The 14342-nt window shown below is 64.0% G+C and carries 15 protein-coding genes, 1 tRNA gene and 1 pseudogene; 6 read left to right on the top strand and 11 right to left on the bottom strand.

What is annotated here, in order from left to right; translation table 11 throughout:
• Positions 1 to 2: 2 nt before the first annotated feature.
• Complete coding sequence (pdxA, locus tag KBY85_RS05875; protein ID WP_254960601.1) at positions 3 to 1028, bottom strand: 4-hydroxythreonine-4-phosphate dehydrogenase PdxA; 1026 nt, start codon at positions 1026 to 1028, stop codon at positions 3 to 5.
• Between the two features lie 108 nt (positions 1029 to 1136).
• A complete protein-coding gene (locus KBY85_RS05870) occupies positions 1137 to 2063 on the bottom strand; it encodes an SDR family oxidoreductase (protein ID WP_254960566.1) in 927 nt (308 codons plus the stop codon).
• Positions 2064 to 2096: 33 nt separating this feature from the next.
• Here KBY85_RS05870 and KBY85_RS05865 point away from each other — a divergent pair, with 33 nt between their 5' ends.
• Positions 2097 to 2384 carry a hypothetical protein gene (locus KBY85_RS05865; protein ID WP_254960565.1) on the top strand — a complete coding sequence of 96 codons (288 nt, stop codon included), beginning with the start codon at positions 2097 to 2099 and terminating at the stop codon, positions 2382 to 2384.
• Here the strand turns inward: KBY85_RS05865 and KBY85_RS05860 are convergent.
• Positions 2330 to 2752: an HNH endonuclease gene (locus KBY85_RS05860; RefSeq protein ID WP_254960564.1), complete on the bottom strand. Its 423-nt coding sequence runs from the start codon at positions 2750 to 2752 to the stop codon at positions 2330 to 2332. The two genes, KBY85_RS05865 and KBY85_RS05860, sit on opposite strands and share 55 nt — an antisense overlap.
• A gap of 74 nt (positions 2753 to 2826) precedes the next feature.
• Here KBY85_RS05860 and KBY85_RS05855 point away from each other — a divergent pair, with 74 nt between their 5' ends.
• Complete coding sequence (locus KBY85_RS05855; RefSeq protein WP_254960563.1) at positions 2827 to 4416, top strand: DEAD/DEAH box helicase; 1590 nt, start codon at positions 2827 to 2829, stop codon at positions 4414 to 4416.
• 6 nt (positions 4417 to 4422) lie between these two features.
• Here KBY85_RS05855 and KBY85_RS05850 read toward each other — a convergent pair whose 3' ends face one another.
• Together KBY85_RS05850 and KBY85_RS05845 are read right to left on the bottom strand one after the other, a co-directional pair.
• The gene (locus KBY85_RS05850; protein ID WP_254960562.1) at positions 4423 to 4821 is read right to left on the bottom strand and encodes a hypothetical protein; all 399 of its coding nucleotides are present in this window, start codon (positions 4819 to 4821) and stop codon (positions 4423 to 4425) included.
• A 58-nt stretch (positions 4822 to 4879) separates the two neighbouring features.
• Positions 4880 to 5305, bottom strand: coding sequence for a DUF6554 family protein (locus KBY85_RS05845; RefSeq protein WP_254960561.1), 426 nt, complete (start codon positions 5303 to 5305; stop codon positions 4880 to 4882).
• 150 nt (positions 5306 to 5455) lie between these two features.
• Between KBY85_RS05845 and KBY85_RS05840 the strand changes: the two genes are divergently transcribed.
• Positions 5456 to 5743 (top strand): hypothetical protein, encoded by a 288-nt coding sequence (locus tag KBY85_RS05840; RefSeq protein ID WP_254960560.1) that lies wholly within the window; start codon positions 5456 to 5458, stop codon positions 5741 to 5743.
• Positions 5744 to 6246: 503 nt separating this feature from the next.
• Positions 6247 to 6441, top strand: coding sequence for a hypothetical protein (locus KBY85_RS05835; RefSeq protein WP_254935286.1), 195 nt, complete (start codon positions 6247 to 6249; stop codon positions 6439 to 6441).
• A 218-nt stretch (positions 6442 to 6659) separates the two neighbouring features.
• On the opposite strand, the gene KBY85_RS05830 is transcribed toward KBY85_RS05835, so the two are convergent.
• The 6 genes and pseudogenes from KBY85_RS05830 to KBY85_RS05805 all read right to left on the bottom strand — a co-directional run bounded on the left by KBY85_RS05830 (position 6660) and on the right by KBY85_RS05805 (position 11344).
• Positions 6660 to 7805, bottom strand: a complete 1146-nt coding sequence (locus KBY85_RS05830; protein WP_396121818.1) for a DEAD/DEAH box helicase family protein — start codon at positions 7803 to 7805, stop codon at positions 6660 to 6662.
• Between the two features lie 396 nt (positions 7806 to 8201).
• Positions 8202 to 9044, bottom strand: a pseudogene (locus KBY85_RS05825) (TOTE conflict system archaeo-eukaryotic primase domain-containing protein); the annotation flags it as partial.
• A gap of 12 nt (positions 9045 to 9056) precedes the next feature.
• A complete protein-coding gene (locus tag KBY85_RS05820) occupies positions 9057 to 9338 on the bottom strand; it encodes a type II toxin-antitoxin system RelE/ParE family toxin (protein WP_254959190.1) in 282 nt (93 codons plus the stop codon).
• A complete protein-coding gene (locus KBY85_RS05815) occupies positions 9328 to 9582 on the bottom strand; it encodes a type II toxin-antitoxin system Phd/YefM family antitoxin (protein ID WP_254992958.1) in 255 nt (84 codons plus the stop codon). The genes KBY85_RS05820 and KBY85_RS05815 overlap by 11 nt, the downstream gene beginning before the upstream one ends.
• A 465-nt stretch (positions 9583 to 10047) precedes the next feature.
• Positions 10048 to 10119, bottom strand: a tRNA-Gly gene (locus KBY85_RS05810).
• Positions 10120 to 10189: 70 nt separating this feature from the next.
• The gene (locus KBY85_RS05805) at positions 10190 to 11344 is read right to left on the bottom strand and encodes an alanine--glyoxylate aminotransferase family protein (RefSeq protein WP_254960556.1); all 1155 of its coding nucleotides are present in this window, start codon (positions 11342 to 11344) and stop codon (positions 10190 to 10192) included.
• Between the two features lie 89 nt (positions 11345 to 11433).
• Here KBY85_RS05805 and cbiD point away from each other — a divergent pair, with 89 nt between their 5' ends.
• Together cbiD and guaA are read left to right on the top strand one after the other, a co-directional pair.
• Entirely contained in the window at positions 11434 to 12591 is a 1158-nt protein-coding gene (gene cbiD / locus KBY85_RS05800) for a cobalt-precorrin-5B (C(1))-methyltransferase CbiD (protein WP_254960599.1), read from the top strand.
• A 34-nt stretch (positions 12592 to 12625) separates the two neighbouring features.
• Positions 12626 to 14245, top strand: coding sequence for a glutamine-hydrolyzing GMP synthase (guaA, locus tag KBY85_RS05795; RefSeq protein WP_254960555.1), 1620 nt, complete (start codon positions 12626 to 12628; stop codon positions 14243 to 14245).
• Positions 14246 to 14342 lie beyond the last annotated feature (97 nt).

The raw sequence follows: 14342 nt of genomic DNA, 5'->3' as shown, positions 1-14342 counted from the left end.
GGCTAGCCCAGATCCCTTGCCGTAATCAGGGCAGCCGCCATGCTGTCGGCCCTGGCTAGGCTTTGGCCAGCTATCGCGAAGCCTGTGCCGTGATCTGGTGAGGTGCGCATAAACGGCAACCCCAAGGTGGTGTTGACTGCGGCATCAAAGGCCAGCAATTTCACCGGGATTAGTCCCTGGTCGTGATACAGCGCCAGGTAGCCATCGGGGCCTGGTCTGGGGCCCGGCCAGGCGGCGGCCGCGCTTAGCCAGCAGGTGTCCGGCGGCAATGGGCCTTCGAGCTGCACCTCTGGATGCTGCCGGCGCCAGGCCTCCAGGGCTGCTTCCAACCAGGTGCTCTCCTCTTGCCCCAGGCGCCCCGCCTCGCCGGCATGGGGATTGAGTCCTGCCACCACTAGGTGGGGGGCTGGGTTGAAGCGCTGGCAGAAGGCCAGGAGCTTATCCAGCTTGCGTTGCACCAAGGCTCCATTTAGATGTTGGGGTACGGCGGCCAGGGGAATGTGGGTGGTGGCCAGCAGGGTGTTGAGACGCCAGTGGCCCGCGGGTGCTAGCGCGGTAAACAGCATCGAGGCTTCGGGGCTGCCGCTGAGTTCCGCCAGCCGCTCGGTTTGGCCTGGGTAGGGGTGGCCGGCAGCGTGCCAGCTGGCCTTGGCGATTGGCGCTGTCACCAGGGCCCGGCAGCGGCCGCTTTGCACCAGCTCGACGGCGGCGGTGAGCCAGTTGAAGCTTGCTGCTCCGCAGGCCGGGGTGCTGCGTCCTGGCTGGCAGCTCTCCACTAAGGGCAGATCGAAAATCTCCATCTCTGCCGGATCCCGCAGCGTTTCGCTGCTGCTGGGCTTGAGCAGTTGGTAGCTGGTTTCCAGCCAGCGGCGGCAACCCACCAGCAGGGGCTGCTGTGAGCGCCATTCCGCCCTGGCCAGGGCCTTGAGAGTTACCTCAGCGCCTATGCCGGCAGGATCCCCTAGGGCAATGGCAAGCCGGGCTGGGGTGGGGTTGGATGGGGCTTGGCCGCTTGTGGTGGAGCCCATGCTGCGCTGGTTGTTGCTGGGGGGTCTTTTGCTGGGTCTGGGCACGGGGCTCAGCAAGGGCTGGATCGAGTTGCGTTGGGGGCGCTTGCTGGCTGATTTGGGCCTGCCCTACGTGGTTGATCCCGGGGATCTGCGGGACTGCCCGCCACCTAGCTCCTCCGCTAAGCAGGCCCGGTAGCCCTCCCGGTAGTTTGGATAGCGCAGCTTGTAGCCCAGCTGTTGGGTCAGCAGCTGGTTGCTGACCCGCCGGTTTTCGCTCCAGAAGCTGCGGGCCATGGGGCTCATGCTGCCGGCGACCTCGGCGTAGTGCTCCATTGGTGGCAGTTTGTGCCCCAGTAGGTGGGCCGCATAGCCCAGGGTCTCGCTGGAGGGGCAGGGGCAGTTGTCGGTCACATTGACCACTGTCGGGCGCTCCTGCTGCGGCCGGGCCAGGCAGTGCAGCAGGCAACCGACGATGTCGTCGACGTGTACTCGGCAAAACATTTGGCCAGGCTTGTGGATGAGACGGCTTTGCCCCGCTTGCAGGGCCGCAAATGGCGAGCGGTTGGGTCCGTAGATGGCTGGCAGCCGGAAAATCTGCACGGGTAGTTCTGTGGCTAGCCACGCCTGCTCCGCCGCAACCCGGGCCTGGCTGCGGCCGGCTCGGGCTGGGGTTGGGGCGGTTTCGTCAACCCAGGCCCCAGCGGTGTCGCCATAGACGCCGGTGGTGGAGAGGTAGCCCAGCCATTGCAGGGGCAGCTCTCGCAGGCTTGGTCCTAGTAAGCGCAGCGCCGGATCGTCCTGGCTTGGATCCGGGGGCACGCACACCACCACATCCGTGATGCCAGCCAGGGCGCCAGGGGCTGGCAGGGAGGCGCCGTCTGGAGAGCTGTTGAAGGGGAGCCATTCCAGGCCCTCGCCGCTGGAGCGTGGTTGGCGGCTGGTGAGGCGAACCGCCATGCCGCTGCGCTGGGCGGCCTGGGCGAGCCGCAGGCCCGTGAAGCCGCCGCCGATCACCAGCAGCTGGCGGGCGGGCTTGACAAGTGCCTGGATCATGAGTACACCTGTATTATCCCTGAAGTGATCGCCATGACGGTCTCAGTTTTCACGGTCTCAGCCTTTCCTGTTACTGGTTCCCGTGTTTCAAGCTCCATTGCGCCAGGCTTGCGGGTTGCTCTTGAGTTCCCGGCACCAATCTCTAATACGCCGGTCTCTTCAAGGCAGCGGTCCCGCTCCAGTGGTCGTGAGATCACCGTGCCGGCGGTGTTGGCGGGGGTGCTGCTGCTGCTGGCTTTGGTGGTTGCCCCCGAGCGACCCCAGGTTCAGGAGGCCATCTGCCAGCGCCACAACGGCGCCGAGGCCTGCCGGGTCTGGTGAGGTTCCACCAGTTCTTCCAATTGGCCGGGATGCACCCACTGGAGCAGCCGCATTGCTAGACGCAGGTCTCCATCGGTCCAGGCACGAATCGCCATCGAGCGGCGAGGGTCGTAAAAGGGCTGTCGCCGGTACCAGGCAAAGGCATCCGCATCTCCCTTGGCGCCATTACAGGCCAGACAGGCGGGCACGCAGTTCTCGGTGACACTTAGCCCGCCCCGGCTCTGGGGGTGTACGTGGTCGATTGATTCCGAGCGCTCACCGCAATAAATGCAGTGTTGGTCGGTGATTAGATGAAGGGATTGGCGCCAGCGTCTGACGCGCAATTTGGGACAGAGATCCTCAAGGAACACCCCATCCCTGGCCTGCATCAGCGCGACTCGGTTGAGCAAAGTTTGCCCCCATCACCTGGGGTGTCAATGTGTCGACGATTGCACTTCCGCGGATGCGGTGTCTGCTGCGGCTGGGGGCGACGGGTTTGATTGAGGTAGTTAGCCCCTACGACGCGGTCACCCAAGCCCAGTTGCGGGCGATCCGCCCCCGGGGGAGTTGGTCGGGTCGGCAGCGTTGCTGGTCATTTCCCCTAGAAGCTGCCGCCGCCTTGCAGCAAGCCCTGGCAGGCCGGTTTCCTGTGCAGCCCGAGCTGGCCCAGTGGCTCGCCTGGCTGGAGCAGCCCCTGCCCCCCCTGCCCCCCCATCGGCAGTTGGTGGCGTCGGCAGATTTGGAGCAGCCCCTGCTGGATGGCCGCCTCCTGTTTGCCCATCAGCGGGCCGCGGTGCGCTGGCTACTGGCCCGCCGCGGCGCCGTGCTCGCGGATGCCATGGGGTTGGGTAAGACGCTCACAGCCCTGATGGCGGCTCGGGCCATGGTGCGCCAAGCCGATTGCCGCATCTTGGTGATTGCCCCGGTTGGTCTGCACGACCATTGGCAGGGTGAGGCGGCCAGCCTTGGCCTGCATCTGGAGCTGCACAGCTGGGCCCGGTTGCCCGACGCCTTGCCGCCCGCCGGCACCGTGCTGATCGCCGATGAGGCCCACTTCGCCCAAAACGGCCATACCCGCCGCAGCCAGGGGCTGCTGCGCCTGGCCCGCCACCCCCGGCTGCGAGCCATCTGGCTACTGACCGGCACGCCGATGAAAAATGGCCGCCCAGCCCAGTTATTTCCCCTGCTGGCGGCGATCGGTCACCCCCTTGCCCGCGACCAACGGGCCTTTGAGGAACTCTTCTGCCAGGGCCATTGGCGCGAGCAGGGCGGACGGCGCCTCTGGCAGGCGAATGGGGCCAGCCATCTGGAAGACCTGCAGCGGCTGGTGCGGCCCCTGGTGCTGCATCGCCGTAAGCAGGATTGCCTCGACCTGCCCCCCAAGCTGCGCCAGCTGTGGCCAGTTGAGCTGGATGAGCCTTCGGCCCGCGGCTTTCAGCACCGCCTGCAGCTCAAGGTCGACGACTATCGCCGTCGGGCTGCCCTCGGTGAGGTGCGCCGCGATGCCGAGCTGCTGGCCGTGCTCACGGCCCTGCGCCAGATCGGCTCCGATTACAAACTCCCAGCCACCCGGGCCTTGGTGGCTCCGTTGCTGGCCAAGGGCGAGGCGGTGGTGGTGTTTACGGCTTTCGTGGCTACGGCTGAGATGTTGCACCGCAGTTTTGAAGACAGTTGTGTCCTCACCGGCGCCCTGCCGCCGGCCCAGCGCCAGGCCCAGGTTGATGCGTTTCAGCGCGGTGAGCATTCCCTGCTGATCGCTACCTATGGCACCGGGGGCTTGGGCTTCACCCTGCATCGGGCGCGGCATGTGGTGCTAATTGAGCGCCCCTGGACCCCAGGGGATGCGGAACAGGCAGAAGATCGCTGTCACCGCATCGGTATGGGGGCCTGCCTGACCAGCCATTGGCTGCAGCTGGGCGTTGCTGACCAGTTGGTGGACGGCTTACTGGCCAGTAAGGCCGAGCGCATCGCCGTGTTGTTGCAGCGGCGCTCCCAGCTGCTGGAGCGCCGTAGTTTGCCGGCCATGATGAGAGACCTGATGGGTCGCTGGTGAGGCTGCTCAGGGTTGGGGGCGGTCTTGGTTTGCGCCCATGCCTTTGCCACTGCCCATGGCTTTGCCACCGCTTTCCCTGCAGAGCTGTTGACGCAGGTTCAGATCGGTGCGCAGTTGGGGATCCAGGCTGGCTGGTGGTTTAGAGCGGGCAAGGGCTGCAGCCCGGTTGATATCAGCGCAGGCTGCTGCCTCGTTGCCCGCCAGGCTGTGTAGCAGGTAGCGATCGTTGAGAGGGCTTGGGTTGGTTGGAAATGCCGCCACTACGGCGTCGCAGCGGCCGATCTGTTCCGTTAGCTGGTCGAGCTGCACGGTTTGCAGGCAGTCGTCGCTGCGTACCTGGCGCTGGGGCAAGGGCTCTTCAGCGCAGCCACCGGCAAGCAGCAGCAGCCCTGCCAGGGCTGCCAAGCTGCCCCCCGCTCGGCATCCGGCTCGGCATCCGTTTCGGCACAAATATTGGCGAGCCCTATTGACCCAGCCGCTCACTGCGGGAGGTGCCACTAGGCGCTGGGCTGGTGCTGGCTTCTGGCTTGGCTTCGGGTTTTGCGAACAGGTCACCTAGGTAGCGGCCGCAGTCGGGAAACACGCTGGGGTTCTGCACCACAGCTTCTGTGATCATCACCGCGGCGTGTTCCGGGGAGGTCTTGAACAGTTTGTCGTTTTGGCGTTTGATCACCGCGTAGGCGGCATCCCAGCTCACCTGGTGGCTGTTGCCGCTGCTGCGCATAAAGCAATAGATCTGAGCCCCCTTGCCCCCTGAGCCGGCGTTGGCGGCGGCGGCATTGGCCTCAGCTGTCTGGGCCTGGCCGGGTAGGACGAGGCCGAATCCAGCAGCGCTGCCAACCAGGACCAGCAGGGCTCGGCGTAGCCCGGGAATCTGCCTCAAAGTCATCTTTAGTGCCATGGCCTGGGGCGTCAACGGGGATACCGGAGCCCAACGTATCGATCACTTTGGCCTAAGTCGAGTCTGGGGCAGGGAAGAGCTCTGGCCTTGGCTGGTGCTGGTTTGTGTGTTGTGATCGGCTCCCATGCCCCGATTGCCATGGCTTACGAGTCGGTTTCCTTCCGCATCAGCCGTAATGCTGAAGATTTGGCCCAAACCGTGCACGCCCTCTCCCAGCGGCTGGTGAGGCTGGAGCAGCGTTTGGAAGCCACGGAGCTGCAACTTGATCGCCAGGGAGAGCATGATCCCCAGGAGATCACCAGTCTCGACAACGTTGAACGACTGTTGGTCGACTGTCGCGCCTTGCTCGAGCTCACCGACAACAACGAGCTCACCGACCAAGATGAGCTCACCGACCAAAACGATGAGATGGCGGCAGCGGCTTGATCCCGGGGGCTGGTCAGCGGTGTCAGAATGGGAAGAAAGTAGTTATGGCATACCCCACTCCCTCCCAAAATGGTTCCACCAATCGCTGCTCGCAAGCCTCGGGATTAGCCCCTTCAGTTACCAACCAGGCTCCTTCTGGCCGCAGCGGCTACCCACCTACCTCTGGAGAGGGGGAGCATCAGTTGGAGAAGCTGGAGTTTGCACTGGCAGTGGCCCTCACCCGGGGTGATGAACAGAGATCCCAGTCTTTGCGTGATCAAATTGCCGCGTTGGGTGGCAATCGGGAAGAGCCAGGAACATGAAGCGCGGGGGGCCTGGGTGAGCTAGGTGATGTTTTCACTGGGTATGTTCAGCCTGGCGTATGATCAAAAGGAATGCTTTGATCTTGCAATGGATATATCAACCCTTTCCAGGATGGCTAAAGCCGATTTTGCATGGGCCATTCCCGTTCAGATACCGTTGAGATGACTGCCATTTTTACTAGTCCTGCGCGTACTTCTTCGTTGGCCGCACCCTCGGCTGACGCGCGCGAACAATTCCTTGTTTCGATTCGGGCCGATGAGGCTCGGGCGCGCCTTGCTGCTGAGCAAGGAGATTTGCCCCAAGCCGCACGCTTCATCATTGCGGCTTTGGATGGCGAGCGCCGGATGGCGGCCACCGGCCCTCAGGTTTTGCAGCTGATCAAGCCTCGGGGCTGAATCAGGCTAATCCCGCTGGCCTAATTCGCTAATTCGTCTGCTAGGCCAATTCGTCTCTTGCCCAATCTGATGATTTGAGAATAAAGCGGGTGACCGGACTCGAACCGGCGACGTTCAGCTTGGGAAGCTTCTCGATTGATTGGCCGAACTGCCTGTGCCGCTGTGAGTCTCGTAAGGCTTCTGGCTTGGATGTGAGAAGGTCTGTGAGAAGCTTTCGATCAGGCGCTTGCCATCGATAGCTGATCTGCAAGCAGCGCATAGCCCATGGCTCGATAGCCCCGCAGCCGTCGCTCCCACATCCGTTGCGTGATCGGATGGCCGAGATCAAGCCAATCGATGATGCGCACGCTTGTCTTGCCGCTCTGTTGTCTATGCAGGCGGCCGGCGTATTGCTGCAGTGTGCCCTTCCACGACACGGGCATCGCCAGCAGCAGGGTGTCGAGCGGTGGATGGTCGAAGCCTTCCCCCACCAGTCGCCCGGTGGCCAGCACGATGCGGGGTGCATCAGGAGGTAACGCTTCCAGCGCGGCCAGGGTGGCGCTGCGTTGGCGTGCGCTTAGGCGTCCATGCAGCAGAAACAGGTTTGCTACCTGCTCGGCCAGCGCACCGGCAATCGCGGTGATGTGATCGGTGCGCTCACTGAGCAGCAGCAGCTTGCGGCCATCACCCCAGCAGGCGAGAGCCTCGACCACGATCCGCTCGGTGCGGCGTGGGTCCTCCGCCAAGCGACGCATCAGCTCCTGGATCGGCAGATCGGCCGGTAGTGCAGGGAGCTGATGGGTGCGGCTCACCAGCTCCAGGGTCTTAGGCGCCCCGGCAGGTCGCTGGGCGGAGTGGCGAATGGGGCCGCACTGCATGAACAGGATCGGCTGCAGACCGTCCCGGCGCACCAGGGTGGCCGACAACCCCAGCACGTGGCGGGCCTTCACATGCCTGAGGATCGTTTCAAAGGAGGCGGCGGCGATGTGGTGGCATTCGTCGACGATCACCTGCCCGTAGCTCTGCACCACGGGGTTCACCTCCCCCTTCCGAACCAGCGACTGCATCACGGCGATGTCGAGTTGGCCGGTGGGCTTGGCTTTGCCACCACCGATGCATCCGATCGCCTCAGGAGCGACATCCAGAAAGGCGTGGAGCCGCTCTTGCCATTGGCGCAGCAACTCCGCCCGATGCACCAGCACCAGGGTGTTGACCCTGCGGCGCGCCAGGATCGCTGCTGCCACCACTGTTTTCCCGAACGCCGTTGGCGCCTGCAGCACGCCGATGTCATGGCGCAGCATTGCTGCCACGGCGGTCTCCTGGTCATTGCGAAGTTGGCCCGTGAACACCAGCTCCAGCGGTAAGCCGTTCTGGCGTTCATCCATCAGCTCCCAGCTGACCCCTTGCTCCTTCAGCAGGGTCTGCACGGGTTCCAGGCAGCCCCGCGGCAGGGCAATGTGCTGGGGAAAGTTCTCGGCGCAGCTGATCACCCGCGGTTTGTCCCATACCGACAGGCGCATCGCCTGAGCCTTGTAGAAGGCCGGGTTGGCGAAGGCGGTGAGGCGGATCAGGCGATTGAGCAGTGGCTGCGGCAGGGCCGAGCGCTCCACATAGAGGCGATCGGCCAGGGTGAGCGTGAGGGAGGTTGGCAGCGGTCCGCTGAGCTTCGCAATTGCAGGAGGTGCCTTCCACGGGGTCGCCAGGTCCTCCTCGTCGATGAAGCTGAGATCGAGCGGATGGGCACCGCCGGTGGCGGTCTGAAGCACGCTCTGCAGCCCCGCCATCGACAGCCGCTGCAGGGTTGCCAGATAGGCCCACTGATCGGGATAGGGCTGCAGGTCGTCATCCACGAACACGCTGCAACCCCGCTGCCGGGCTTCCTTCTGCAGCGGCAGGGCGATCAGGTTGCCGAAGCCCCCCTTGGGCATGGTGTCCTGATTCGGGAAGAGCCGGTCGTAGGAGCTCAGCTGCAGCTGGCGCGATGCCTATCAGGTGTGACTGATCAGGGCTGCCCCGAGCTGGCGGGCCTCTCGGGCCGGTATCGCCTCATCGAAGAACATCCACACATGGGCGCCCTCTCCGGAACGGGAGATCTCGAGTGCGGCCGGCACCGCTAGCTCCCGACACGAGCGTAGAAAGGCCCGGGCGTCATCGCGCCAGTCCTGCTCGTCAAAGTCGACGGCCAGCAGGTGGCAATGGTCGTTGCCCAGCAGGGGGTAGAGGCCGATGGTGTGGTCTCCGGCCAGATGGGCGTAGATCGCTGCATCGCTGAGGGGCAGCAGCTCCCGGTGGTTGCAGTCGCGGCAGGAGATCCGTGGCTTCTCGCAGATGCCTGACCGCCACTCATTGGCGCAGGCCGGCGCATAGCCCGAACGGCCACTGCTGCTGCTCTGCCAGCGCAGGGCATGCATGTCATCGCGACCGCGGAACAGGCGCCGGAACAGCGCCACCTTCTCCTGCGTGGAACTGGGGCCGTTGGCAGGTGCTGCCTTCGAAATCGGCGCGGGTTCCGTTGGGGCAGGTTCGCCGGATCTCCATGCGATGCCGTGGGCCTCCAGAAGCCCAATCAAGCGGGCGTTCTCCCGGCGCAGCCGATCTAGATAAGGGGGCTTGGCGTCGGCCATGGGGCATGCGCTTCAGCGCTGATCGGCATGTTGGTAGACAACATTGCGCTCCCGCTTGCCCACTGCCACGACAAGTACGAGGAGCTCATGGTCACGCACCTCGTAGACCAGACGGTACCCGGCGGCCCGCAACTTGATCTTGTAGCGGTTGGAGGATCCACGCAATTTGCTCGCGGGGATCCTGGGCTCAGTCAGCCGCTCGGCCAACTTGTTCTTGAACTGCTCTCGGGTTCCTGGCGTTAGCTTCCGCCACTCCCGAAGGGCTTCCGGGTGAAATGCCAGCTCAAAGGGCATCGAGGCTGACCCGCACCGGCTCCTGGCCGTCCGTCAGGCGGGCATCGGCGATGCGGCCCAGCTCAAGGTCGTCCACCAGATCCATCAGTTCTTCGTAGGCCCTGGCCGGCACGCAGTAGAAGGCCGGCTCGTTGCGGTTGAGCACCGCGACGGCCATCCCATCTCCTGCCGCCACGGTGGCCATGGGGTTTTTCTTATGTTCCGAGATGCTCACGGCTGTCTCGGAGAGTACGCGGTGGGCCATCAGCGGGACAAGAAGGCAATACACCACAATCTAGGTCTCCAGCCAGGTCTCTTGAAAGGTCGCCGGGCGAGTCTGGATCGACTGGGTGGTGCCCGGCTGGTCTCCAGCAATTTTGGAGACCGTGCTGGGGAATTGTTTCCCTGTTATTGCAGTGTCAGGCGAGCGGTCGTTGATGCTGAAGCGGCTTGCCCTGATTACCTCCGGACATGATGTTGGGCCGAATTAAGTAGGCAATCTCCGCCCAGCCGTGATTCCGGACCGTCCAGGGCTCGACGGCCCATGAGTTCACCCCGCGCAGGTGAATGCCTGACTAATCAATGGCGCAGTCGTGAGAGGAGCTCTGTGAGAAGGTCGCTATCGCTCCCTGGCATTGCCTGCTATCACCTCGTTACTACTGGCCCTCTGCAAGTCGATGCGAGAGCGGCCGTACGCTTGACTTTCAGCGATTCTCAATCCTGGACTGAAAGCGGGTGACCGGACTCGAACCGGCGACGTTCAGCTTGGGAAGCTGACATTCTACCACTGAATTACACCCGCAAGGTGTATAAATCAAATTAGCAGAGTCTTGGGGAGAACGGTGCAAAGCCTGCTCTCCCCGGACGCTTGCTCAGCCCTTGGCTAGGGCGGCCGCACAGGCGGCTACGCCAGCACCGGCGCTGCCTTTGTGTAAGCCCAGATCCTGCAGGGTTGCTTCGATGGCAGCTACGGCTGTGAGCACGTCGCGATCACAAACAAAGCCCAGGTGGCCGATGCGGAACACCTTGCCCTTGAGGTGATCCTGGCCGCCAGCCAGCAGGATGTCGAACTTTTCTTTCACGGCTTTGCGCATCGCTTCGGCGTCGATGCCTTCTGGCGCCACGGCGGTGATGGCCGGGCTGCCACAACCCTCCGCGGCATAGAGGGGCAGACCAATCGCCTTCATACCTGCTTGGGCCGCGGCCCGGTGACGGGCATGGCGGGCGAAGATCTTTTCAAGACCCTCTGCCTGCATCATTTCCAGGGCTGCTTCGAGGGCGAAGTAGAGGTTGATGGCCGGGGTGAAGGGGTTGCTGTCGGCATGGGCCGATTTGCGGTATTTGGCCAGATCCAGATAAAACTTCGGCAGATCGGAGTGCTTGCAGGCTTCCCAGGCCCGGTCGCTCATGGCCACGAAAGCTAACCCCGGCGGCATCATGTAGCCCTTCTGGGAGCCGGAGCCGATCACGTCGATGCCCCAGTCCTCCATGGGCACATTGCAGGCACCCAGGCTGGTGACGCAGTCGGCGATGCAGAGGGCGGTGCCGTGGGCCTTGACGTGCGAGGCGATGGTCTGCAGATCGTTGATTACCCCAGTGGAGGTTTCCGAGTGGGTGATGATCACGGCCTTGATCGCTTTGGCAGTGTCGGCTTCTAGGGCGGCGCGGAAGGCCTCGGGGTCCAGGGGCTGGCCCCATTCGGCCTGGATCACCTGCACGTTCAGGCCGTAGGCCTTAGCGAGCTTCACCCAGCGCTCGCCAAACTTGCCGTTGTCGCCGCAGAGCACCGTGTCGCCTGTGCTCAGCACGTTGATAATTCCAGCCTCCATGGCAGCGGTGCCGCTGCCCGTGATCACCAGCACGTCGCCCTTTGTCTGATGCAGCCACTGCAGCTGTTGGGTGGTGCGCTTAACGATTTTCTGAAAGTCAGCGCTGCGGTGGCCGATCGGATGGCGGCCCATGGCAAGCAGGACGCGTTCCGGCACCGGGGTGGGGCCGGGGATCATCAGGCTGAGTTTGTCCTGCATGGTTAGGGGATACGGCGGGCGGCGACGGACCGCACAATCAACCACCATAAAAAACAGTGTTCTTTCGCCCGTTGCTTGAGCTGAACCAAATCGACCCTGCCTCGGCGGATGCCACTGCCGGATACACCGTGCCGGTGTGGCTCACGGCCGCAGCCCGGGCGGCCCTGGTGATCCTGCTTGGCCAGCCCTGGCAGCGTCACCAGCCCCTGTGGCTCCATTCCGACGCTGCGGCAGCCGGCGAGCTGCCCGCCCGGGTGCCGGTGCTAGCGGCCGCGCCCTTGGCCGATGGCTGGGTGCTGGCCATGGCTTGCTGTGATCCGGGGCCGGAGGTGCTCGACCTCACCCGTGGCTTGCAGCTATGGGTGCAATTGCGCTGGCTGGAGGGGCCAGGCAAGTGGCTTGAGTTGCGGGCCGGCGAGGGGGTGGGGGTGCTGCAGGCCAGTGGTGAGGCGTGCGTGTCGGCCTATGCCGAACAGCTGCTCGAGTGCAACCTGCGGCCCCTGGTGCCGCCGGGAAGACGTTTGGAGCTGCAGGTGGTGATTCCAGAGGGCAGGCGTCTGGCCGAGCGCACCAGCAATGCGGCTTTTGGGGTGGTGGATGGCCTGGCCTTGATCGGCACCCAGGCTGAGGTGCAGCGCAGCGCGGGCCCCGACCAGCTGGCCCAGGCCCTTGCGGCTCTGCGCGAACGCGCCGCAGCGCCTGCTTTCTGCGGTGATCTGGTACTGGTGATCGGTGAGAACGGGCTCGATCTGGCGCCCAGGCTGGGTTTGCCACCTGATCTGTTGCTCAAGGCGGGCAACTGGCTCGGACCGCTGCTCGTGGCGGCGGCCGAGGCCGGGGTGCGCCGCCTGCTGCTGCTGGGTTATCAGGGCAAATTGATCAAGCTGGCGGGCGGCATCTTCCACACCCACCACCACCTAGCCGATGGCCGCGCCGAGGTGCTCACGGCCCTGGCGGCCCTTGCCGGGCTGGGCGGGGAGGCCCTGCAAGTCCTCCACGACGCCCCCACCGTGGAGGCGGCCCTGGGAGAACTGGCCCAGCGGGACGGGCCGCGAGCCGAGCGCCTGCGTCAGTCCATTGCTGCGGCGGTGGAGCAGCGCAGCCTGCGCTATCTGGCCCGCTATGGCCAGGAGTCGATGGCGGTGGGGGCCGTGCTGTTTGATCGCTCTCGCCAGATCTGCGGCCAGGGACCGGTTGGCTTGGAGTTGCTCACGGCTTTACGCAGCCCTGCCCGGAGCGACACCTAGGCTGGTTCGAATGCTCCAGGGCCCAGCGTTGTCGATGTCTTCCACCGCTTCCCCTACCGCCCCAGTGCCCCAGCTTGACCCCACCTCCCAATCGACGCGCTATCCGGCGATTGTGATTCTTGATTTCGGCTCCCAGTATTCGGAGCTGATCGCCAGGCGGGTTAGGGAAACCGAAGTCTTCTCCCTTGTGATGGGCTACACCACCACGGCCGAGGAGCTGCGGGCGATTGCCCCCCGGGGCATCATTCTCAGCGGCGGGCCCAGTTCGGTGTATGAGCCGGGGGCTCCTGTGTGCGACCCGGCTATCTGGGAGCTGGGAATTCCGGTGCTTGGCGTTTGCTACGGCATGCAGCTGATGGTGCAGCAGCTGGGGGGCTCGGTGGTGGCCGCCGGTCGGGCGGAATACGGCAAGGCTCCGCTGCACGTTGACGACCCGATCGATTTGCTGACCAACGTCGAAGACGGCTCGACGATGTGGATGAGCCACGGCGACTCGGTGGAACGGCTACCCGAGGGCTTCTTGCGGCTGGCTCACACCGACAACACCCCAGAGGCCGCCGTCGCTGATCACCAGCGGCGCTTATACGGCGTGCAGTTTCATCCTGAGGTGGTCCACTCCACCGGCGGCATGGCAATGCTGCGCAATTTTGTGTACCACATTTGTGGTTGTGAGGCCGATTGGACCACAGCAGCTTTCATTGACGAAGCGGTGGCTGATGTGCGCGCCCAAGTCGGCGATAAGCGGGTTTTGCTGGCTCTCTCGGGAGGCGTTGATTCCTCCACCCTCGCCTTTTTGCTGCACAAGGCGATTGGCGATCAGCTCACCTGCATGTTCATCGATCAAGGCTTCATGCGCAAAGGCGAGCCTGAGTTTCTGGTGGAGTTTTTCGACAAGCGCTTCCACATCAACGTGGAATACATCAATGCCCGCGAGCGCTTCATCAGCAAGCTCGATGGCATCACCGACCCGGAGGAGAAGCGCAAGCTGATCGGCACGGAATTTATCCGGGTGTTTGAAGAGGAAAGCAAGCGCCTCGGCCCCTTCGACTACCTGGCCCAAGGCACCCTCTATCCCGATGTGATCGAGAGCGCCGGCACGGGTATTGACCCCAAAACAGGTGAGCGGGTGGCAGTGAAGATCAAAAGTCACCACAACGTTGGTGGCCTGCCCAAGGATCTGCAGTTCAAGCTGGTGGAACCCCTGCGTCGTTTGTTTAAAGACGAGGTGCGCAAGGTGGGCCGCAGCCTGGGTCTGCCCCAGGAAATCGTTGGCCGGCACCCCTTCCCCGGTCCTGGTCTGGCGATTCGCATCCTCGGTGAGGTCACCAGCGAGAAGCTCAACATCCTTCGTGACGCCGACCTGGTTGTGCGCGAGGAGGTGAAGGAGGCAGGCCTATACAACGAGATCTGGCAGGCTTTTGCCGTGCTGCTGCCGGTGCGCAGCGTGGGGGTGATGGGCGATAAACGCACCTATGCCTTCCCGATCGTGCTGCGCTGCGTCTCCTCGGAAGACGGCATGACGGCCGATTGGTCTCGCCTTCCCTACGACCTACTCGAGAAAATCTCCAACCGCATCGTCAATGAGGTCAAGGGCGTGAACCGGGTGGTGCTCGACATCACCAGCAAACCGCCTGGCACCATCGAGTGGGAGTAGGTGTTGCGGGAGTAGCCCGAGACGCCGACCTTCGATACCATCGGCTCCCAGCCCATACGTCGTGACTGCCGCCTCCGCGCCCCCCAGCTCGACACCC

Source organism: Cyanobium sp. BA5m-10, from assembly GCF_024346255.1.
GTDB classification, from domain to species: domain Bacteria; phylum Cyanobacteriota; class Cyanobacteriia; order PCC-6307; family Cyanobiaceae; genus Cyanobium_A; species Cyanobium_A usitatum.
Note: the sequence above shows the minus strand (reverse complement) of the source record. Positions and strands in the feature narration are given on the sequence as shown.